At 32.4% G+C, this 20,285-nt stretch carries 23 protein-coding genes and 1 pseudogene; 19 read left to right on the top strand and 5 right to left on the bottom strand.

The window, feature by feature from the left end:
* The first annotated feature begins 24 nt into the window (after nt 1–24).
* Together METFODRAFT_RS00120 and pstK are read left to right on the top strand one after the other, a co-directional pair.
* Nucleotides 25–903 carry a topoisomerase DNA-binding C4 zinc finger domain-containing protein gene (locus METFODRAFT_RS00120; protein WP_007043470.1) on the top strand — a complete coding sequence of 293 codons (879 nt, stop codon included), beginning with the start codon at nt 25–27 and terminating at the stop codon, nt 901–903.
* 25 nt (nt 904–928) lie between these two features.
* Complete coding sequence (gene pstK, locus METFODRAFT_RS00115) at nt 929–1,729, top strand: L-seryl-tRNA(Sec) kinase (RefSeq protein WP_007043469.1); 801 nt, start codon at nt 929–931, stop codon at nt 1,727–1,729.
* Here pstK and METFODRAFT_RS00110 read toward each other — a convergent pair.
* Nucleotides 1,718–2,995, bottom strand: coding sequence for an amidohydrolase (locus tag METFODRAFT_RS00110; protein WP_007043468.1), 1,278 nt, complete (start codon nt 2,993–2,995; stop codon nt 1,718–1,720). The two genes, pstK and METFODRAFT_RS00110, sit on opposite strands and share 12 nt — an antisense overlap.
* 204 nt (nt 2,996–3,199) lie before the next feature.
* On the opposite strand from METFODRAFT_RS00110, the gene METFODRAFT_RS00105 reads away from it, so the two are divergent.
* Nucleotides 3,200–3,652 carry a V4R domain-containing protein gene (locus tag METFODRAFT_RS00105; RefSeq protein WP_007043467.1) on the top strand — a complete coding sequence of 151 codons (453 nt, stop codon included), beginning with the start codon at nt 3,200–3,202 and terminating at the stop codon, nt 3,650–3,652.
* 1 nt (nt 3,653) lies between these two features.
* On the opposite strand, the gene amrB is transcribed toward METFODRAFT_RS00105, so the two are convergent.
* Nucleotides 3,654–4,514 carry an AmmeMemoRadiSam system protein B gene (gene amrB / locus METFODRAFT_RS00100; protein WP_007043466.1) on the bottom strand — a complete coding sequence of 287 codons (861 nt, stop codon included), beginning with the start codon at nt 4,512–4,514 and terminating at the stop codon, nt 3,654–3,656.
* A gap of 164 nt (nt 4,515–4,678) precedes the next feature.
* Between amrB and METFODRAFT_RS00095 the strand changes: the two genes are divergently transcribed.
* From METFODRAFT_RS00095 to METFODRAFT_RS00065, 7 genes are all read left to right on the top strand, one after another.
* Nucleotides 4,679–4,984: a DUF5320 domain-containing protein gene (locus tag METFODRAFT_RS00095; RefSeq protein ID WP_007043465.1), complete on the top strand. Its 306-nt coding sequence runs from the start codon at nt 4,679–4,681 to the stop codon at nt 4,982–4,984.
* Between the two features lie 10 nt (nt 4,985–4,994).
* The gene (locus METFODRAFT_RS00090) at nt 4,995–5,192 is read left to right on the top strand and encodes a hypothetical protein (RefSeq protein ID WP_048115125.1); all 198 of its coding nucleotides are present in this window, start codon (nt 4,995–4,997) and stop codon (nt 5,190–5,192) included.
* A 150-nt stretch (nt 5,193–5,342) separates the two neighbouring features.
* Nucleotides 5,343–5,660 carry a hypothetical protein gene (locus METFODRAFT_RS00085; RefSeq protein ID WP_007043463.1) on the top strand — a complete coding sequence of 106 codons (318 nt, stop codon included), beginning with the start codon at nt 5,343–5,345 and terminating at the stop codon, nt 5,658–5,660.
* A complete protein-coding gene (locus tag METFODRAFT_RS00080) occupies nt 5,644–6,024 on the top strand; it encodes a hypothetical protein (RefSeq protein WP_007043462.1) in 381 nt (126 codons plus the stop codon). Before METFODRAFT_RS00085 ends, METFODRAFT_RS00080 begins: the two co-directional genes overlap by 17 nt.
* A 164-nt stretch (nt 6,025–6,188) precedes the next feature.
* The gene (locus METFODRAFT_RS11845) at nt 6,189–6,458 is read left to right on the top strand and encodes a hypothetical protein (protein ID WP_007043461.1); all 270 of its coding nucleotides are present in this window, start codon (nt 6,189–6,191) and stop codon (nt 6,456–6,458) included.
* A 35-nt stretch (nt 6,459–6,493) separates the two neighbouring features.
* On the top strand, nt 6,494–7,369 hold the full coding sequence (locus tag METFODRAFT_RS00070) for an Mrp/NBP35 family ATP-binding protein (protein ID WP_007043460.1): 876 nt from the start codon (nt 6,494–6,496) through the stop codon (nt 7,367–7,369).
* Nucleotides 7,370–7,406: 37 nt separating this feature from the next.
* The gene (locus METFODRAFT_RS00065) at nt 7,407–7,709 is read left to right on the top strand and encodes a transcriptional regulator (RefSeq protein WP_007043459.1); all 303 of its coding nucleotides are present in this window, start codon (nt 7,407–7,409) and stop codon (nt 7,707–7,709) included.
* A gap of 86 nt (nt 7,710–7,795) precedes the next feature.
* Here the strand turns inward: METFODRAFT_RS00065 and METFODRAFT_RS00060 are convergent, their stop codons facing one another.
* A complete protein-coding gene (locus METFODRAFT_RS00060; protein WP_007043458.1) occupies nt 7,796–8,161 on the bottom strand; it encodes a DUF5402 family protein in 366 nt (121 codons plus the stop codon).
* Nucleotides 8,158–9,141, bottom strand: coding sequence for a peptidase U32 family protein (locus tag METFODRAFT_RS00055; RefSeq protein ID WP_007043457.1), 984 nt, complete (start codon nt 9,139–9,141; stop codon nt 8,158–8,160). The genes METFODRAFT_RS00060 and METFODRAFT_RS00055 overlap by 4 nt, the downstream gene beginning before the upstream one ends.
* A gap of 311 nt (nt 9,142–9,452) precedes the next feature.
* Between METFODRAFT_RS00055 and METFODRAFT_RS00050 the strand changes: the two genes are divergently transcribed.
* From METFODRAFT_RS00050 to METFODRAFT_RS00035, 4 genes are read left to right on the top strand one after another with little or no spacing between them, the layout of a single operon-like run.
* Nucleotides 9,453–10,478: an ABC transporter substrate-binding protein gene (locus METFODRAFT_RS00050; RefSeq protein ID WP_007043456.1), complete on the top strand. Its 1,026-nt coding sequence runs from the start codon at nt 9,453–9,455 to the stop codon at nt 10,476–10,478.
* A gap of 36 nt (nt 10,479–10,514) precedes the next feature.
* Complete coding sequence (locus tag METFODRAFT_RS00045) at nt 10,515–12,122, top strand: ABC transporter permease (RefSeq protein ID WP_007043455.1); 1,608 nt, start codon at nt 10,515–10,517, stop codon at nt 12,120–12,122.
* Nucleotides 12,113–13,099 carry an ABC transporter ATP-binding protein gene (locus METFODRAFT_RS00040; protein WP_007043454.1) on the top strand — a complete coding sequence of 329 codons (987 nt, stop codon included), beginning with the start codon at nt 12,113–12,115 and terminating at the stop codon, nt 13,097–13,099. The genes METFODRAFT_RS00045 and METFODRAFT_RS00040 overlap by 10 nt, the downstream gene beginning before the upstream one ends.
* A 57-nt stretch (nt 13,100–13,156) precedes the next feature.
* Nucleotides 13,157–14,959 (top strand): YgiQ family radical SAM protein, encoded by a 1,803-nt coding sequence (locus METFODRAFT_RS00035; RefSeq protein ID WP_007043453.1) that lies wholly within the window; start codon nt 13,157–13,159, stop codon nt 14,957–14,959.
* 109 nt (nt 14,960–15,068) lie between these two features.
* On the opposite strand, the gene METFODRAFT_RS00030 is transcribed toward METFODRAFT_RS00035, so the two are convergent.
* On the bottom strand, nt 15,069–17,330 hold the full coding sequence (locus METFODRAFT_RS00030) for a DEAD/DEAH box helicase (protein WP_007043452.1): 2,262 nt from the start codon (nt 17,328–17,330) through the stop codon (nt 15,069–15,071).
* 212 nt (nt 17,331–17,542) lie between these two features.
* Here METFODRAFT_RS00030 and pyrC point away from each other — a divergent pair, with 212 nt between their 5' ends.
* The 5 genes and pseudogenes from pyrC to METFODRAFT_RS00005 all read left to right on the top strand — a co-directional run.
* Nucleotides 17,543–18,814 (top strand): dihydroorotase, encoded by a 1,272-nt coding sequence (gene pyrC / locus METFODRAFT_RS00025; RefSeq protein WP_048115121.1) that lies wholly within the window; start codon nt 17,543–17,545, stop codon nt 18,812–18,814.
* Nucleotides 18,815–18,859: 45 nt separating this feature from the next.
* Nucleotides 18,860–19,234, top strand: coding sequence for a hypothetical protein (locus METFODRAFT_RS00020; protein WP_007043450.1), 375 nt, complete (start codon nt 18,860–18,862; stop codon nt 19,232–19,234).
* Nucleotides 19,235–19,257: 23 nt separating this feature from the next.
* A complete protein-coding gene (locus METFODRAFT_RS00015) occupies nt 19,258–19,725 on the top strand; it encodes a DUF2085 domain-containing protein (RefSeq protein ID WP_007043449.1) in 468 nt (155 codons plus the stop codon).
* A gap of 18 nt (nt 19,726–19,743) precedes the next feature.
* Nucleotides 19,744–19,941, top strand: coding sequence for a hypothetical protein (locus tag METFODRAFT_RS00010; RefSeq protein WP_007043448.1), 198 nt, complete (start codon nt 19,744–19,746; stop codon nt 19,939–19,941).
* A 145-nt stretch (nt 19,942–20,086) separates the two neighbouring features.
* Nucleotides 20,087–20,285 (top strand): annotated as a pseudogene (locus METFODRAFT_RS00005) (hypothetical protein); the annotation flags it as partial.

The following is a 20,285-nucleotide window of genomic DNA, read 5'->3' as shown; positions in this document are numbered from 1 at the left end:
ATAAAACATTTGGGAGGTAGGGTTATGTTGGATGAATTATTTTCTATTATGACAAAGAATATACATTTTAATGCAACACAACTAAGTGAAAAAACATGGAATCAAAATTGGAAAGTTCCGGAAGGACTCATATCAATCATTGGTATTAAAAATGGAAAAAAACCTGTTTTCTATTACGGGGTAACGAATGCATATAAAATGGAATATGAGTTAAAAAAAGGAATTTCCCCAAATGGAAACAGATTTATAAATGCGAGGGTTTATTACAAATTCGATAGGCATGATATTATTGAAAAGGAAAAATACGTTGCTGCTAATGCATTTAATGGATTGCTGTTGTGTATAAAAGTTGATAAGGATGAATTTGTCAATACTACTAAAAAAATGCTACTAAATGGTTACAAAAGTGGAGATGAACATATTATAGAGGTTTTAGAAACTACAAGGAATAGAAATATGTTTGATACTATTGAAGAAAGTGCTTTGTTCATTGCAAATAGGGATTACAATTGGTTAATTGGTAAGATAAAAAATGCAACAAGATTATTAAAGTTTTCTGGACAAGGTTATTGGCTATTACCTTTAAAAACAAAGTTGGAAATAACGCCAGGATTCTTTGTTAGAGGAAATGAGTTAATAGTAAATTTAGAAAATGTAGAGTTGTTTAAAAATTATCTGATCTATGTAGATACAAAGGAAGGAATTGTTAGGTACAATCCAGAGAGGTTATGCAATAAGGGACTTTCTCTTGTAGATGAAGTTAGGAAGATGACTAATGATGACATCTGCCCTTGGTGCGGAAGTAAGTTAAGGCTTATTAGGACAAAAAAAGGTGAATTCTTAGGATGCACAAATTATCCCGATTGTCTATACAGGAGATTCCTAAATAAAAACATAGAATAAATCTTACTTTTTTTGGGTGGAGGGAATGCTCATAATTTTAGTTGGATTGCCTTCAGTTGGAAAGACGACATTTTCAAAAAAACTCTCAAAAGAACTCTACAAAATAGGAATAGACAATATTGTTTTAGGGAGTGATTTGATAAGGGAAAGTTTTCCAGTTTGGGATGAAAAATATGAGGAATTTATAAAAGAAACAACTTATGATTTAATAGATAAGGCGTTAAAAAAATATACTGTTATTGTTGATGATACAAACTATTACAACTCAAAAAGGAGAGATTTGATAAATATAGCCAAGAAAAACAAGAAAAATTATATGGTTATCTATTTATACGCCCCACTTAAAATTTTACTAAAGAGGAACGTTGAAAGGGGAAAAAAGATACCAAATGAAGTTATAATTAAGATGTTTGAAAAATTCGACAAACCTGGGGAGAAGTATAAATGGGATGAACCACATATAACTATAGATACAACTAAAGAAATCAACATAAAAGAAATTGCCAAGTTGGTGAAAGATCATGATAGGGTTCATAAAAAGAATTCTAAAATTTTGGATAATAATAAAAACAATAAAAAAATTTTTGCGGATGTTGAAAATAATAAAATAATCATGGATAAGGTTGACAAGATAACAAGAAATGTTGTGGGGGAGGTTATATCACAAGAACCTTCTAAAACTAAAGATTTTGCTAAAGAACTTGTAAAATTAAGGAAAGAATTTTTAAAAGAAATAAGTAAAAAACTCGATAATATAGACAATAACGATTTTGAAAATAAAATAAAAAAGGAATTTATGCAGTATATCTCAAAATTAATTAATTAACTTATAATATGCTTTTTCTGCTTTTTCATAAATCTTTTCTTCATTAACATTTAGCATTTTTCCATTTTCCATAACGACATTTCCATCTATGATAACCGTATCAACATTTCCATTGAATGAATAAACTAAATGGGAGTATATGTTTTCTTTTGGTATTAGGAAAGGTTTATTCAAATCAATTAAAGCAATGTCTGCTAAATAACCCTCCTTCAACTCCCCACATTTTAAATCTAACGCTTTTGCCCCATTTTTTGTTGCAAATTCAAATGATTGCTTTGTATTTATTATTGTAGGGTTTAGAGTTGCTCCTTTATGGATTAGGGATGATATTTTAATCTCTTCAAATAGGTTTAAGTTGTTGTTACTTCCACATCCATCAGTTCCTAAGGTTACGTTTATACCATTTTCAACGAGTTTTGGGATTGGGGCAATTCCAGAGGCTAATTTTAAGTTACTTATTGGGTTATGGGAGACATTTATTTTCTTTTCTTTTATTATTTTAATCTCTTCATCTGAAAGATGGACACAGTGGGCCGCTATAACACTTACTCCATCAAAGAAACCAAATGAGTTCAAATATTCAAAAGGTCTCATGCCAGTTTTTTCTTTAACCATCTTTATCTCATCTAAGGTTTCGTTCATGTGTATGTGTATTGGAATGTTGTATTTTTTTGCCATCTCATGAACTTCCATTAAAAGTTCTTTTGAGCATGTATATGGAGCATGAGGGCCTAATGCAACTCCTATTCTTTCATTGTTTAATTTTTTAATCATCTTTATGTTTTCTTCCGCATTTTTTAACTCCTTCTTCCTCTTCTCTCCATCAAATAAATCTATCATTCCATAGGAGAGAACTGCCCTCATTCCCATCTCATCAACCGCCTTAACAATCCCATCCAAAAAGAAATACATATCATTGAATGTTGTTGTTCCACTTTTAATCATCTCTAAGCATCCCAATAACGTCCCTGCATAAACAATGTCTGCATTTAATTTTGCCTCCATTGGCCAGATATAGTTGTTTAACCAATCCATTAAAGGTAAATCATCAGCAACTCCCCTAAACAACGTCATTGGTATGTGGGTGTGGGTATTTATTAGCCCAGGAATCACTATCTTATTATTCCCATCTATGACTTTAGTTTCTTCTTTATCAATAGCATCATCAATATTTCCTATCTTTTTTATTATGTTGTTTTCTATCAACAAATCCTGTTTTTTGCCATTTACAATTGCATTTTTTATTAAACAATTTCTATCACTCATTCCTCTCACCTTTACCTTTTATCAAAAAGTAATAAGTAATTAAGATAGTAAAATAATAATTTGATGTATTTATTTTAAAATAATTAAGTTATGTTGTTTATGTTATAAACATCCAAACCTTCGTTCTTGGTCATATCTTCAATAAAATTAAAAGTATATTTTGTTCTTTTAAAAATAACATTTATAATTATATTAGGTGAAATTATGACAAACAAAAAACTCGAATTTGAAGATTTAATTGAAGTTTATAGGCCTACTTTGGGTAGAGACGTTGACGTGTTGGCATATAGAGCGTTGAGGTGCTCAATACTGAATTTTTTAGGAATAACTGGAAATTCAAAACTCTACTCTGCTGGAAAATACTTTGGAGAGAAGTTGTACGTGGAGTCGTTTGAAGAACTTGTGGAATTTTTTAAAGAATTGAAAATTGGTATCTTGGAAGTTATTGATGAAGAACCCCTAAAGTTGAGGATTTATGAATGTGCAAATTGTGCTGGACTACCAAACATTGGAAAAAAGATATGCTGCTTTGAAGCAGGACTTTTAGCGGGGGTTTTAAAAAACATCCTCAATAAAGATGTCCATGTAGTGGAGGTTAAATGTTACGCATCTGGGGACGATTGCTGTGAATTTGAGGTTAGGGTTTTGGAAGATTGATTTATTCAATTATTATTGATGCATAACCAACAACGGATGAGTAATCTTTTGTTATATCCCCAGAGGTTGCATATGAAAGTAATTTTGCCTCTTTTCCACCAAGGAGTTTCATTGCCTTAATCATTGCCATAACTGGACCGCAGCCACACATGCTGATGTTGTAATTAACCACGTCGCTATAGAGTTCCTCTTCATCCATATTCAATATATTCTTTATTGCTATGGCATCCTTTTTTGCTGCAACCTCTTGAGGTTCGTAGTGTGTAAAGTCGGTTGATGCTATTACCACAACCCTTCTATTCAATTCCTTTGCAATCTTTGCAATGAAATATCCAACATCAACAGATGTTTCGTAATCTTGGAATAACATGGATATTGGCACAAACTTAAATTTTGCAATATTGAGGATACTCAAATGCTGTAAAAATGGAAGTTGAACCTCTATTGAATGTTCATGTAAATGAGAGGTTTCATCTAAATCCATTATGTCGCATTCCTTCCATAATCTATCTACAAATTCGTTATCAATTTCCAAATTTCCAAGGGGTGTTTTCCAAATTCCCTTCATTGTCGCCACTCCAGTACCTAATCCCGTATGATTAGGCCCAATTATTACAGCAGTAATCTCATCTTCAATATCTGCTCTCTTAGATAATGCATTGTATGAATGTGCCGCTATGGGGCCAGAGTAGATGTATCCTGCATGTGGACAAATCAAACCCACTGGTTTTTTAAAAATCCCTCCTTCTGAAGGTATTTCTTTAGGACCGAGTTTGTGTAGATAGCAGTATTCTATTAATTCTATTAATTCATTAGAATCTGCAGGATAAAAAACCCCTGCAACTACAGGATTTCTTATCATGATTTCCCCCTACGATTTTATTAATATTTGTATATATTTTCTCAAATTTATGCTTTTGCAATGTTAATTTATTGTGTTAATTATTGACACATATATGAACATAACAGAAAATTTTATATAATATTACACATATGTGATATTATTAGAAAAAAGAGGTGATGTGTATGTTTGGAAGAGGATGGTTTGGAAGAGGAAGAGGATTTTGGAGATACTACGCTCCAAGTATTGCTGGAGGAAGATACAGATACATAGGCCCATGCAGATGTGGGATGGGACCTCATGCATTTTATGAAGATGTAAGCAGTGGAAGAATACTCCACGCATGGGACTTGTATAGGATGCCATTTGCAACTCCAACAGATAGGGAGTATTTATCAGATAGGTTAAGGGAGTTAGAAGAGGAAAGAGCAATCCTTGAGGATGAAATTGCAGAGATAAAAAAGAGATTAAGTGAAGTAGAAAAAAAATAATTGGGATACAATGGAGATGAAGAGATTTTTATGTTCAAAGTGCAAACAAGTTATAGAAGTCCCCTATGGAGTTCCAAAGCCAGATGTTTGTCCATATTGTAATGCAGACGGGATTTTTATCCATAGAATAGACACAGGTGGAAGGGGATTAGGAAGAGGTAGAGGAAGGAGGTGTGGACTTAGGTTTCTTGAAAGACTTAAACTTTAACCCTTATTTTTTATAATTATTAATTTATATATTCAAATTTATTTTTTATGATAATTTTATCAGTATCTCCGAACATCATACTAACTAATAGAAAACTTAATATTTGGTAATATCGAATAGTTAATATCAAAAAAATATGGAGGTGAAATCATGAAGGGGATAAAACACACAATAATAAAATCCTTTAACGAATTTAACAGTTTTGTTGGTAAGGCTTTACAAATTACGCCGAGGATTTATCGGGTTGAAGGTTATTCTAAAGGATTCATCAAAGCTATAGAAAGCAACACATACTTAGAAACGATTAGCACGTTAGGGTATCCTTCAGTGGATTCTTACTATCGATACATAAAGAACGCAGATATATCTATGATAAAAGAGGCATATAAATATTTCGTTAAGTCAATAATCGACGATTTTAAAAAAGATAAAAGGCAAATTTTACCTGTCGATGGATACGCACTTTGAAGCATACTATGGAAGAAACTTAAAATCCTCCGATATAATTCACAATTACAGAAAAGAAAGGGGGAGTTCTGGCTCATACAAATACATAACTGCGGTTTTACATACGAAGGCATTTAGTTTGGTGGTTTATTGCGATATTATCGAAGTTCATAACAATTTCCTCCCAAAATATATTGAGGAAATCTTAGAATTCGTCATTAACGAGTTAAAAATAAATCCAAAGAAACTTACAGTTCTGACCGATAGGGAGTTTAAAAATTTCGAAATAATCAAAATTTTTGAAAGATATGGTTGTAATTATATCTGTTTCGTTCCAAAGAATGATATAAAATATTATCTCGAAAAAGAGTATAAAAATTTATAAATGATAAAACTATATCGAAATTAGTTATCGTAGAAGAGAAGGTAATAATAAATGGGGAGAAGAAAACAGTTTATTATACTTTCTTAACCAACATTGATTTCAAAAGACCAAAAATATATCTAAAAACGTATAAAAAACGATGGAATATCGAAACAAGATTCAGAATGCTTAAAAACATAGCTATAAAAACGAAATCAAAGATTTTAGAAGTAAGATTATTCTTGTTTATACTTAGAGCGATTATTCACAATCTATGGGTTGCAATGCAATGGAAAAACAAAAATACGAATTATAAAACCATGAATTTAAAAGAATTCGTTATCAAAATTAATGAATTAATTCGAATGCACATATATACAAATAAACCAATAGATAATACTCAGTTGTGCATACCTAATGCATATTCGGAGATACTGTTTTATATTGTGGTTTAGTTATTACTATATAGAACAACATATAAGGTGGTTACATGACTGAATGTGATGGAAAATGCGATACATGCTCATTAAAGAATACATGTCCAGACACTAAAAAAATCATGGAACAGCAAAATGCAAAAATAAGAGAGAACATGAAAAAAATAAAGCATAAAATTGTTATTTTGAGTGGTAAGGGTGGGGTAGGAAAATCAACAGTAACTGTAAACTTAGCATCTGCCTTGAATATGGTGGGTAAGAAGGTTGGTGTCTTAGATGCAGATATTCATGGTCCAAATGTTCCAAAGATGTTTGGGGTTGAAGGATTACAACCAATGGCAAGTCCTGCAGGGATATTTCCAATAACCACACCGCAAGGCATTAAGACAATATCCATAGAATACTTTTTACCAAATGGCAACACTCCAGTCATTTGGAGGGGTCCAAGGGTTAGTGGGGCAATTAGGCAGTTTTTGAGCGATGTTGTTTGGGGAGAATTGGACTACCTATTAATTGACACTCCACCAGGAACAGGGGATGAGCAGTTAACAATAATGCAATCTATTCCGGACATTGATGGGGCGATAGTTGTAACAACTCCAGAAGATGTTGCAGTTTTGGATGTTAAAAAATCCATTGCAATGACAAAAATGTTGAACGTCCCAATTTTAGGAGTAATTGAGAATATGAGTGGATTTGTTTGCCCACATTGTAATAAGATTGTTGATGTGTTTGGAAGAGGTGGGGGAGAGAATGCAGCAAAAGAGTTTGATGTTGAATTTTTGGGGAGAGTTCCATTAGACATTAAAGCAAGAGAAGCATCTGACAAAGGAATCCCAATGGTTATGTTGGATTGCAAGGCAAGTGAAGAATTTAAGAAAATCGTTAATAAAATTATTGAAAAGGTTGAAGGCAAATCAGAATCCTAATACAAACTACTTTTATAGTTTTTTATGGTGATTCATAATGAAAACCAGATGTGAAGTTATGGCGTCGAGAGTAATCCCCATGATTAGGGGAGAAATTGCAAGAGAACTTGTAAATAGAGGATATGCAAAAAAAGAAGTAGCAGAATTTCTTGGTGTCACAATAGCAGCAGTTTCACAATATACCAGTGAAAAAAGGGGAGCAACAACATCAAAAAGATTGAAAGAACTTGTAAAAGAAATAGTTGATGATATCGAAAACGGCAAGGTTTCAAAAGGGAATTTAAATGATAGATTCTGTAAAATATGTTCTATCATAAGGAAGGAGAGTCTTGATATTTAATTTTGTTTTTATGGGTTTTCATTAATAATATGTTAACCAATATTATTGTTTCTTACGTATTTAAAATAGGTAATTTAAAACCGAGTTTAATTTTTTGAATATAGTGTTATCAAATCTGGTCTTGGTGTTTTGGAAATGTATTCTTCCTTACACATATTGCATAACTCCCTAACTCCAAAGGAAACCACATCATCACTTGACGGAATAACTCTAACGAATATCCAATTAGGATTTATATTATAGTTTTTTGATATTTCTTTTAATTTTTCGATAATCTTCTTTTTTAATATCTCAACCTCATCAACCAAAACTCCCCTAACCATTATCATTATTCCAAAGCAGCCACATTTTGATGCAAAAACATCCATCTCAGGAACAAAAATTGGTTTTTTTATCAAATCTGATAGAAATTTCTCAAATTCTGCCCTATCTTTTTTTATTGTTTCTTTCATTGCCTCACCCTAATAACCTTTTCAGATAGTTCCTTACAAAAATTGCATCTATTACAGAATTTATCGCATTTCTTCCATTGTTCAATAACACCATCCAACTCCTTGTTATTAATATAATAGTGGCTCTCCAACTCTCTCGGACAATCAAGGATTTCCATTAAGTTCCCATCCCAACTTTCATTTAAATAGGCATTTAAAACCCTCTTTATCCAACCTATCGGATGACTTCTCCCAGAAATTTTGAAGATATCAACTAATTTTTTGTAATATTTTAAATCCTCTGGTCTAATGAATGGACTTTTTATTATTAATTCTTTGTTTCTAACCCTCATTGCGATACATCTGTTGTAATAATAGTCATCCAAAACTGGGATGTTGGATGAGTTTGCATGTGAAAATAAGTTAAAATGCTGAATTCTCATTGGACATTTGTATAAACATGCTTCATTTACAAGTATTTTTAATTTGCAAGATACAGTTTCCCTTATATTTTCTAAAATATCGAAGTGTCTATTTATTGAACTGTCTAAGCATATTGCATAAACCTCTTTTTCATCATAAAATTGGGCTTTTTGAGGACTATCAACCATTGCTATGCATGAAACAGTAACCTTTAATCCACAGTCATGTGCCAAATCGATTAAATAAGGATCTGCTAATGTTACAGAATCAACCCCAATCTCAGAGAACTTATCAAATGTCCATCTTATGAGATTTATTCCTTTTGGAGTTAGATGCATTCCCCCCAAGCATGAGGCATTTATTGCAATCTCAAATTTTACCTTATTTTTATGGGCATAAGTTATTTGCTCTTTAATATCTTCAATCAGTGGTTTGTAGAGTGTTGCTCTTCCAGTGCCTATAAAATCAGCATACCCCATATAAACCTCAAACTTTTCTTTTTTATTTTTATGTTTTTTTATCTCTCCAATTAAAACTCTTAAACTTTCAAAATTTCCAGGGTGTGGGATTGAAAACATAGATAATGCACCTTCAATTCTTTATACTTATTAGTCGTTTCTAAACTTATGTTCATACTCAAAACATAATAAAATTAACGATAAATTAAAGTTAAAATTCTAAATAAGGAATAAATCACCCTTATATTTCATTATTATTGCATTCATTTTATAACGCAAACAACTATGGGCTCTACCAATATAAATTTTATTTTACTGAATCCATATATTTAAATACATAGATTTTAGTTATTAGAAATTCTAAATAGTAATGCATAAATATTATTTACTATTATTTAAAACCCGTATTTATTAGAATAAAAGGTGGGTTTATGAGAAAATATTTGGTAATCCTATCTATACTCACACTGATTTCAGGGATATTGGTTTGTGGGTGCATGGATGAACAAAAATCAGAGGTAAAAGAAGAAAAAGTACTGACAGTTTATGCTGCCTATGGAGGATTGGATTTAATAGCAAAGGAGTTTGAAAAAGATACTGGCATAAAGATGGAATATGTCTCAATGTCGTCTGGAGAAGTTTTATCTCGTTTAAAAGCAGAAAGAAATAACCCATCATGTGATGTCTGGTTTGGTGGGGGTATTGATGCCTTTGTAAAGGCTAAAGAAGATGGCCTATTGATGCCATACCAATCCCCAAATGTAAAATATATTGATAAGAGATTTGTTGATAAAGATCACTACTGGACAGGGGTTTCCTTAGTTACAATTGGTATCTTGGAAAATGAAGAACTCATCAAGAAAAAAGGCCTCCCAGAGCCAAAAACATGGGATGACTTAATAAAACCAGAGTATAACGGAGAGATAATTGCATCAAATCCAACAATCTCCGGAACTGCATACTTCACAATCTGCGGAATCTTGCAGATGAAAGGTGAAGAAAAAGGTTGGGAGTATTTGGACAAATTATATGAAAATATCCCATTCTTAACAAAAAGAGGTTCAGGTCCAGGTAAAAAGGTTATTTCTGGAGAATATGCCTTTGGTATTTGTCCAGATCCACATATAACCCCAATGAAAAATAAAGATCTTCCTATTAAGGCAATATACTTGGACAAGGTAATTTGGTGGCCTTCACCAGTAGCAATCGTAAAGAACTGCAAACATCCAGAGAATGCAAAAAAATTTGTTAATTGGGTTTTATCAAAAAGAGGGCAGGAAGTTCTAATGAAAGCAAGCCCGAGGGTTCCAGTAAGAAGTGATATAGAACCTATTGAAGGAGTACCAAATCCAAAAGATTTAGATTTTATTGATATGGACTTTCTATACTGGGGTAAAAAGAGAGATGAGATATTAAACAAATGGAAAGAAAGATACCAAAATATAACAACAAAATAAACTAAACATCCCAAATATTAATTTTTAGGTGGGATTTTGAAGATTTATGGGAAAACTGCCCGATTTTTACCCCGCATATTCCCATTTATTTTTTTGGCAATATTTGTCATATATCCAGTATTGATGGTTTTTGTTCAATCTTTTTATGAAAATGGGGTTTTTACATTAAAGTATTATCGTGAATTTATAAGTAACCCCTACTACTTCAGTATTTTGAAAAATAGTCTAATGGTTGCATGTTTGTCAACAGTAATATCCTTGCTTATGGGGTTGTTATTTTCAATTCTTGTTTTTAAAACAGATACTAAGGGAAAATTATTTTTTAAAATTGCGGTTTTTTTGCCAATAATTACTCCGGGGTTTGTGGCATCTTTGGCTTATGTATTTTTATTTGGAAGGCATGGAGTAATTACTAATGGATTATTGGGATTAGAACTAAACATCTACTCTTGGAAGAGTGTTGTTATCATGCAATCAATTGACTACACCACATTGGCATTTTTAATCATCTCTGCTGTTTTGCTAAGTATTGATAGCAACTTAGAAGATGCGGCAAGAAATTTAGGTTCAAATGAATTTAAAGTATTCAAAGATGTCACCTTGCCTTTACTTTTGCCAGGGATACTAAGTGCTGGACTTTTGATATTCATGCAATCAATGGCTGACTTTGGAACACCAATCATCGTTGGAGGAAACTTCAATACTCTCGCCACTGCTGCTTATTTTGAGATTATTGGCAACTACAACACCGGTATGGCTTCAACGCTAAGCATGATATTACTAATTCCTTCAATGATTCTATTTATCTTATACAACAAATTTTACAAAGGACATAGCCAGAGATTTTTGAAGATAAAGCCCTATTCTTTAAAAAAATGGCATAAGATTGTCTTATCGACACCTGCAGTCATATTTTCAGTTGTGGTTTATTTACTGTTCTTTTCAGTATTTTTAGCAGGATTTACAAAAGGTTTTGGATATAACTATGCATTTACCTTAGATTACTTTATAGAGGCATTGGAAAGAGGAAGTTTAGCAGTAAAAAACACCATAATATTTTCCATATCATCTAGTATCTTGGTTGGATTAATTGGCATGATATTTGCCTACTTGATTGTAAGGGATAGATTTTTTGGTAGGAAAATTTTGGATTTCTTGACAGTTTTGCCGTTTGCTATTCCTGGAACGTTTATAGGTATAGGTTATTTGTTGGCGTTTAATAATCCACCTTTACTATTAACTGGAACCGCCTTAATTATTGTTTTAAACTGCGTTGTTAGAAAATTGCCATTTTCCTTCAAAACTGGATGTGCCACCCTTTCCCAAATTGACAAATCTATTGAGGAAGCATCTTTAAACTTGGGGGCAAATAAATTAAAGACCTTCTTTAAAGTAACTCTGCCATTATTGAAGCCAGCAATAATTTTTAGCATGATTTATACCTTTATTGCAACTGTAAAAACACTTGGTTCAATAATCTTCTTAATAACTGCAAATACAAAGGTTTTGTCAGCAATGGTTTTTGAAAGTACTATAAACAACGAGTTTGGAGTTGCTGCTTGCTATGCAATAATAATGATTATCCTCTCCGCCATTGGAACATTCTTAATTTGGAAGTTGAAAGGTGAGAAGGCATGGTTTTAAAACTTATTGATATCTCAAAGTCCTATGGCAATAAAGATGTATTAAAAAACATCAACTTAGAATGTAAAAATGAGTTAGTTTCTCTTTTAGGTCCAAGTGGTTGTGGAAAGACAACATGTTTAAGAATCATTGCTGGCTTTGAAACACCAAATGGCGGTAAAGTTATATTGGATGAGAAAGATATAACTAACTTGCCAGCACACAAAAGGAACATTGGAATGGTCTTTCAAAACTATGCCTTATTTCCACATCTAACAGTTTTTGAAAATGTTGCCTATGGATTGAAAGTTAGGGGATTAAGGCAGAGGGAGATTGGGGGGAAGGTCAAAAATGCCTTAAGTTTAGTTAATTTGGAAGGATTTGAAAATTATATGATTGACGAACTTAGCGGAGGAATGCAGCAAAGAGTAGCAGTAGCAAGAGCATTAGTTATAGAACCAAAAATATTACTTTTAGATGAGCCGTTAAGCAACTTAGATGCAAAGTTAAGGGTAAAGATGAGAAAGGAGTTAAAAAAATTACAAAAAGCACTTGGTATAACAACAATTTATGTGACTCACGACCAAGAAGAAGCGATGGCTATCTCGGATAGAATAGCAGTTATGAACAATGGCATTATTGAGCAGGTTGATAACCCTCAAAACATATACAGATTTCCAAGTACGTTATTTGTAGCAAATTTTATTGGGAGTATAAGCAAACTTCCAAAATCCATTCTTGATGAGATCGGGGTGGATTACGATAAAAATTACTCTTATTTTGTTAGACCTGAATATGTAAACATTGGAGATGGGAAGTTCTTTGGCAAAATAGAAGATGTTGAGTACCTTGGCAATTTAGTTAGATATACGATAAACTTTGGGGGCATTAAACTTGTAGGTGAAATTCACGGAGCAAAAAGTGTCTTTAAAGAAGGTGAAGAAGTTTTATTTGATATTGAAAAAGATAACATTATATATTTCAAAAAACATTATTAGTTAATGTTTTACAATTACTCATCATTGAGATTTTTATAAAATACAAGAGGATTCCTTATGTTTTTACCAATGAGTAGGGAAGAGATGGATAAGAGAGGATGGGAAGAACTCGATGTCATTATTGTTACCGGTGATGTTTATATAGATCATCCATTATTTGGAGCGTCTGTTGTTGGAAGATATTTGGAAAAGCATGGTTATAGGGTAGGGATTATTTCCCAGCCAGATTGGAAAAATTTGGATGATATAAAAAAACTTGGGAAGCCAAACTACTTCTTTGCTGTTACTTCTGGAAATTTGGACAGCATGCTTACCCACTATACCCCCCAAAAAAGGGTTAGGGACTTTGATGCATGCTCGCCTGAGGGTATAAGGAAGAGGCCGGATAGGGCAACTATCGTTTATACTAACTTAATAAAAAGGGCTTTCAAAGGAGTTCCTATAGCTTTAGGAGGAATTGAGGCATCTTTGAGGAGATTCGCCCACTATGATTATTGGGATAATGATGTCAGAAGAAGCATTTTGTTAGATGCAAAAGCAGATATTCTAATGTACGGAATGGGAGAGAAGAGCATATTGGAAATAACAAAGGCATTGGAAAGTGGGGAAAACATTAAAGATTTAGAAATAAATGGAACGGTTTTTAGATGCAACAAAAATAAAGTTGATGAATTAAGGAAAAAATACGATGTTGTTGAATTACCAAGTTATGAAGATGTTAAAAACAACAAAATAAAATACGCTGAGATGCATAGAAAACTAATGACAATGGACAAAGTTACCATTCAAAAGTTTGGAAATCAGTATATTGCTCAATTTCCACCAACTTATTTAACCGAAAAGGAAATTGATGAAATCTACGAACTTCCATTTGAGAGGAAGGTACATCCATCATACAAATGCCATATTCCGGGAATAGTGCCTGTTCAATTTTCCGTTGTGACACATAGGGGATGCTTTGGAGGATGTTCATTCTGCTCAATACTGAATCATCAAGGGAAGGTAATTCAAAGTAGGAGTGAAAAATCAATACTAAATGAGATAAAAAAACTCCTAAACCATGAGGACTTTAAAGGTGTTATTCAAGATGTCGGTGCTCCAACAGCAAATATGTATAAAATGGGGTGCAAAAAGGGAATCGCCCATAAATGCCCAAAAAACTGCCTGTATCCAGAGCCATGCGAAAATTTGAATTTATCTCACAAACCAGTGATTGATTTACTCAGAAAAATAAGGAATTTGGTCGATGCCAAGGTTTATGTGCGTTCTGGGATTAGGTATGATTTGGTAGTTTATGATGAAAAATACGGAATAGAGTATTTAAAAGATATTTGCAAATACCATGTTTCTGGAAGATTGAAGGTTGCTCCTGAGCATATATCAAAAGACACTTGCAAAGTAATACAAAAACCAGATGGAAAGTTGTTTAAGAAGTTTTTAGAAATATACAGAAAAATTGCAGAAGATGTTAGAGGGACAAAAGAAATCCTTCCATATTGGCTAATTGCCCATCCAAACTGCAGGATAAAAGATATGATTAAACTTGCAGAGTTTATACATGAACATAAATGCTACTCAAAGCAAGTCCAAGTCTTCACCCCAACACCAATGACATTATCAACGACGATGTATTACACTGGAATAAATCCATTAACAATGGAAAAGGTTTATGTACCATATACATATAGAGAAAAAAAGATTCAAAAAGCCATTTGTCTTTATAGAGAAAAAGAAAATTGGAGTAAAGCACTTGAAGGATTTAAAGATGTAGATTATAGAGGCATCATCTATGAATGGATAATGGAGCAAAAATTAAAGAAAAAAGAAAAGAAAAAGACAAAAAAGAAAAATAAATGCTAATTTATTATTTAATTGTTTATTCCATGCCTCAATAATCTAATAATGTAATTTAACACCCAGAAATTGTGAGGAATAAGGTAAAAAGATTGATTTGAATGCTGAGTTTAAATTATTCCTCATACTCCTTAGTTAGGAGTTCCCTGATTTTCTTTGCTGTTTTTTCACCAATTCCCTCAACGTCTTTCAGTTCTTCTTCCTTTGCTGTAAATACCTTCTCAACTGTCTTGAAGTGTTTCAATAGATTCTCTGCCAACTGCGGCCCAATATCGGGTAAACTCTCCACTATAAACTTTTGCTGTTCTTTTAAAGACATGCTTGTTTTTCCATACCTTACATAGACTCCCCTTTTCTCTTTTATCTGCTCCTTTTCAGCCAACTTTATTAATACATCAACGGTTTCTTCCATATTCTCCGTGAATATAATTGGAATTCCAAAGTCTAAAATGATTGATAATATTGCCCCTTTTATGGCATTTTCATGCAGTCTTGAGAATTCTCTACCCTCCACAATTAGGATTGGTTTTTGGTATTTTCTCAAATCTTTCAATTGCATGAACAATCTCTTGTCTATTATTGAATTTACAAAATCCTCTGCAGTCTTCCTCTCCACTGCAACCCTGTCGCTTATTACATAATCCCCAACCTCCAATACCTTAAACTCTACCTTTGCCTTATCTGCCAATAACCTTCCAACGTGTCTCTCCCTAACATCTACAATAATTTTTATTTCTGTTTTTTCTTTTGCTTTTGTTTTAAGGAGTTCCAATATATCTGGATATATGCTTTTATCCTTTTCATTTTCTTTTTTTGTTTGGATATTTTCTTTTATTTTTTCTTTTAATTGTTCTTCTTCTATTCCTTCTTCTAATGTTTTTTTCCTCTCTTTCAACTTTTTATTTAATATATTTTGCATGTTTTTTAAAATTCTCTTCATATTTTTTTCCTTTGCAATTGCAGATCTATAGTAGATTTCATCCACTGTGCCTTTTGCTATTAAAATTATCACCATTCCTCCTTCCCCCCTTGCAGCCCTTCCCCTTCTCTGAATAAACCTAATCTCTGATGGAACTGGCTCATAGAATATTACATAATTCACAGTTGATATGTCAATCCCTTCTTCAGAGACACTTGTTGAAACCAAAACATTCCCATCCTTTTTAAATTCCTCCAATGCCTTAATTTGTTCTTTTTGAGACATTCCTTTTCCTTCTCTATTAGATTGCCCAACGAATCTTATGGCTTTTATTCCCCTCTCATTTAACAACCTTACAATTTTATCAACAGTATCCCTATATTGGGCAAAGACTATGATTTTTTCATCATTATTTTCCTTTAAAATTTCTTCAATAATATCTATTAATTTTTCAAATTTTGGGTGCTCTATATTTAGTTGCCTTAAATTGTTTACTACTTTAATGATTTTTTTATCATTAACAATGGATTTTGCAGATTTTGTTCTTTGGTTCCTTAATCTCTCAATGTAATTTAAAAAAACTCCCCTTCCCTGGGTTTCTAAAACCTCCAATGCATGGAAGAGTTTTAATGCCTCTGATGCAATCCTTAAAAGTTCGTACTTCTCATCCCTATCCAATGCAAAAATTTCCTTTTGAAGTTCAATGAGTTCTATTTTCGTTAAGTTGATTGAATTTGTAACCCCAAATTCCTTTAAAACCTTTAATCTTTCTTTTAGAGCATCTTTAATTAACTTTAAACTCTCCTCAAATTCCTTTGGTAGAGAAACTCTTTTTGGGATTATCCTAACCTTTGCCACATATGGCTTTACATCCTCATCATCCTCAGTTCTAACTTCAACATGTTCAATTCCCAAATTTTCACAAACTTCTAAAATTCTATCCATGTCTGATCCTGGGGAAGCAGTCAAACCCAAAACATGAACCTTTCCTTTGAATTTATTTGCAACAAAGGCATAGGAGTGGTTTCCTGTTGTATGGTGGGCCTCATCGGCAATGAGTAAAACAAAATCCTCCACATTCAACCTTCCCGCAATTAAATCATTCTCAACAATCTGTGGTGTTGCAATGAATATCTTCCCATCTTTCCAAAGTTTCTCCCTTTTGTTTGGTTGGGTTTTTCCAGTTAAGACAATTACTTTATCTTCATCAATGTTCAGGAAGTTCCTCATGCTGTTGTAGTGTTGCTCAACCAATGGTCTCGATGGTGCAATTATGAGGACTTTTCCATCATTCTTTGATAAAATTCCTGCTATTGTTAATGCCGCTATTGCCGTTTTCCCCAACCCGGTTCCCAATACACATAATGTATTCTTTTTTAATGCATTTGCCACAATAACCTGCTGATAAATCCTCGCTTCGATGGTATTTGGTTTTATCAATGGATGAGTTATGTACATAATAAACACCAATTTAGCATTGTAATGTATTGAAATTAGGTAATTTTAGAAATCTCCTCGTATTCATCTCTCTTCTAAATATCTCAAAACATTTTTTAAATACAACAAACATTATATTTATTTTGAATTTAAATATTATACACGGTTGTTCTGAATTTTAAGTAAAAATAAATATACCATATATGGTTTATTCAATAAAAAAGAGTGGTAAAATGCTACTAAAGAACTGCAGAATAATCAAAAACAACAAAATAATTGAAGAGGATATTTTAATAAACGAAAATGGAATAATAGAGAAAATTGGAAAATCGATACAATATAATGGAGAAACCATTGATCTAAAAAATAAAATCGTCATTGGTGGAGTTATAGATGCCCATGTTCATTTTAGATATGGGGAAGAGGAGAAGGAAGATTTCTTAAGCGGAAGTTTAGCAGGGATAAATGGAGGCGTTTGCTTTGCAATAGATATGCCAAATAACAAACCCCCAATAACAACAAAAGAACTCTTTCACAAAAAATACAAAGAAGGTAAAGAAAAGAGTAAAATAAACATTGAATTTAACTTTGGAGTTACTAAAAGCAATTACTTAGAAACCGTTGAGGAAGCGAAAGCATACAAAATCTTCATGGTTAAATCAGTTGGAGATTTGTTTATAAGTGATTACTCAAAATTAAAGGATATTTTAAGTCAAAATAAGTTATTCTGCATCCATGCGGAACATAAAGACATAATAAATGAGAATCTAAAAAGAGATTCCCTAAACAGTTGGATTGACCACTGTAAAATAAGAGATAAAAAAAGCGAAGTTGAGGCAATTAGAGAAGTTATAAAAAACTTAAAAATTATCGATAAAATTGGAAAATACAAACCACATATCCACTTCTGCCACATATCAACAAAGGAAGGACTATATTTAATAAAAAAAGCAAGAGAGGAATTAAAAAATATAAAAATTACTGCAGAGGTAACTCCTCACCATCTATATTTAAATATGAATATGGCTGAGGAATTGAAGGGTTTGGGGAAATTTAACCCACCATTAAGAACAAAAGAAGACAATATTGCTTTAATTAAAGGAATTGTAAATAAAGATGTTGATATCATCGCCACTGACCATGCTCCACACACGTTTGAGGAAAAAAGTAAAGATCCTAAAAACTGTCCTTCTGGGATTCCTGGAATAGAGACATTTGTGCCTTTGGTATTTAATTTGGTGAATAAAAAACTCATCTCGCTATTTGATGCAGTTAAAATGATCTCAGAAAACCCAGGGAAGATATTTAATATTGACAATGAGATTAAGGAGGGAAATTTTGCAAATTTAACGATAGTTGATTTAAAAAAAGAAGGAAAAATTAACGCTGAATTATTTAAATCAAAGGCAAAATTCACACCGTTTGAAGGTTGGAAAGTTAAAGGACTTCCAATCTATACAGTTGTTAACGGAACTTTATTTGATGCGTATGGAAAAATTATTTAAATAACTTTAGAAAAAATTAATATTATAAAAATTGGGGGGATGCTAATGGTAACTTTTGATAAAGAGAAGATGTTAAATCCTTCGATTATTGGAGGTATTGTTAATGGTGTTTTAGGAACATTTTGTTGCTTAGGTTATATCGTTGGGGGAGCAGTTGCATCTCATCTTTACGTAAATGCTGGAGGTAGTTTAGATTATGAAAATTGTGGTCTTGTTGGAGCAGTTAGTGGGGTTATAGGTGGAATTATAGCGGCAATATTAAATTTCTTTATAATGACATCATTTATGCCAATGTTTGTAGGGCATCAATCATTTGCAATGGGAAGTTCTTTGGCTATAGGGCTGGTTAGTGGGGTGATATTTGGGGCAATTCTTGGAGCAATTGGTGGAATTCTGTATGTTGTTATAAAGAATAGGTGATGAATAAATCTATAGGGGCTCTTATGTTAAAGAAACTCTATGTCTTAATTTTGATTTCTTTTATAATCTTTTATGTTGGGATTTTTTTAGCACCATATACCGCATATTTGGGGGAGGGTTCAGAAGTCTTCAGATGGGTTTCATTTTATATATATGCCATTTATTCAACAATATGTCATCAACTTCCACAAAGGAGTTATTTCATCTTTGGGCATAAGATGGCTGTTTGTGCAAGATGTTTTGGCATTTATACAGGAGTTTTGATTGGGATGTTTATTTATCCTTTTATAAAAAGGTTGGGGAATTTTAAGATGCCATCAAAATGGTATTTAATAATTGCATTAACCCCAATGGCAATTGATGGGACTACTCAACTAATTGGATTGAGGGAAAGTTTTAATGAATTGAGGTTTATAACTGGTTTTATTGCAGGTTTTGTTGGGGTTTTCTATATCCTTCCAGTATTCTTAAAAATATTGTCAAAATCTTAAAAAATAGGGGGAAATTTTATGGGTATGGGAGGAGTTCTTGTTTTATCAACCTTGGTTTTGGGGATGATATTTGTAGCACTAATCATAGCAGGAATCTTTTTATACTTCGGATGCAAATTGGCAAATATAAAAGATGTATCTTTGGGAAAAGCTATTATAGCTGTTGTTGGTGGAGGAATTTTGTCTTTTATAGTATCCTCCATATTCTCAATATAGTCGTTTGCGTTATAAATTGGTTGAAAATCCAATTAAAATTAAAGGACTGATAGTGTGATTAGTGTGATTTAACAATATTAACTTTAAAACCAAAAATAGAAATAGGTAGTACTTAAATAACTCGTTAAAAAACGGTGAAACCTCCATGCTAACAGCACTTAATAGTATACTCACTAATTCTATAAATAGTTTAGGATTTAACTGTTCGGAGGAGTTATCTAAGTTCGCACAAGTTAGAACACTAACGCCAATAAAACTATCAAAGCATTTTCAGAGTATGTCTCGGGAATTCACAGAACGACTATCGTTAAAAACCTACAAAAACTATCAGAAAATGAGTTTGT

The sequence above is a fragment of the Methanotorris formicicus Mc-S-70 genome (assembly GCF_000243455.1).
GTDB lineage: Archaea > AGJL01 > Methanococci > Methanococcales > Methanococcaceae > Methanotorris > Methanotorris formicicus.
The sequence above is the reverse complement of the archived record's forward strand: the minus strand, read 5'-3'. Positions and strand labels throughout refer to the sequence as shown.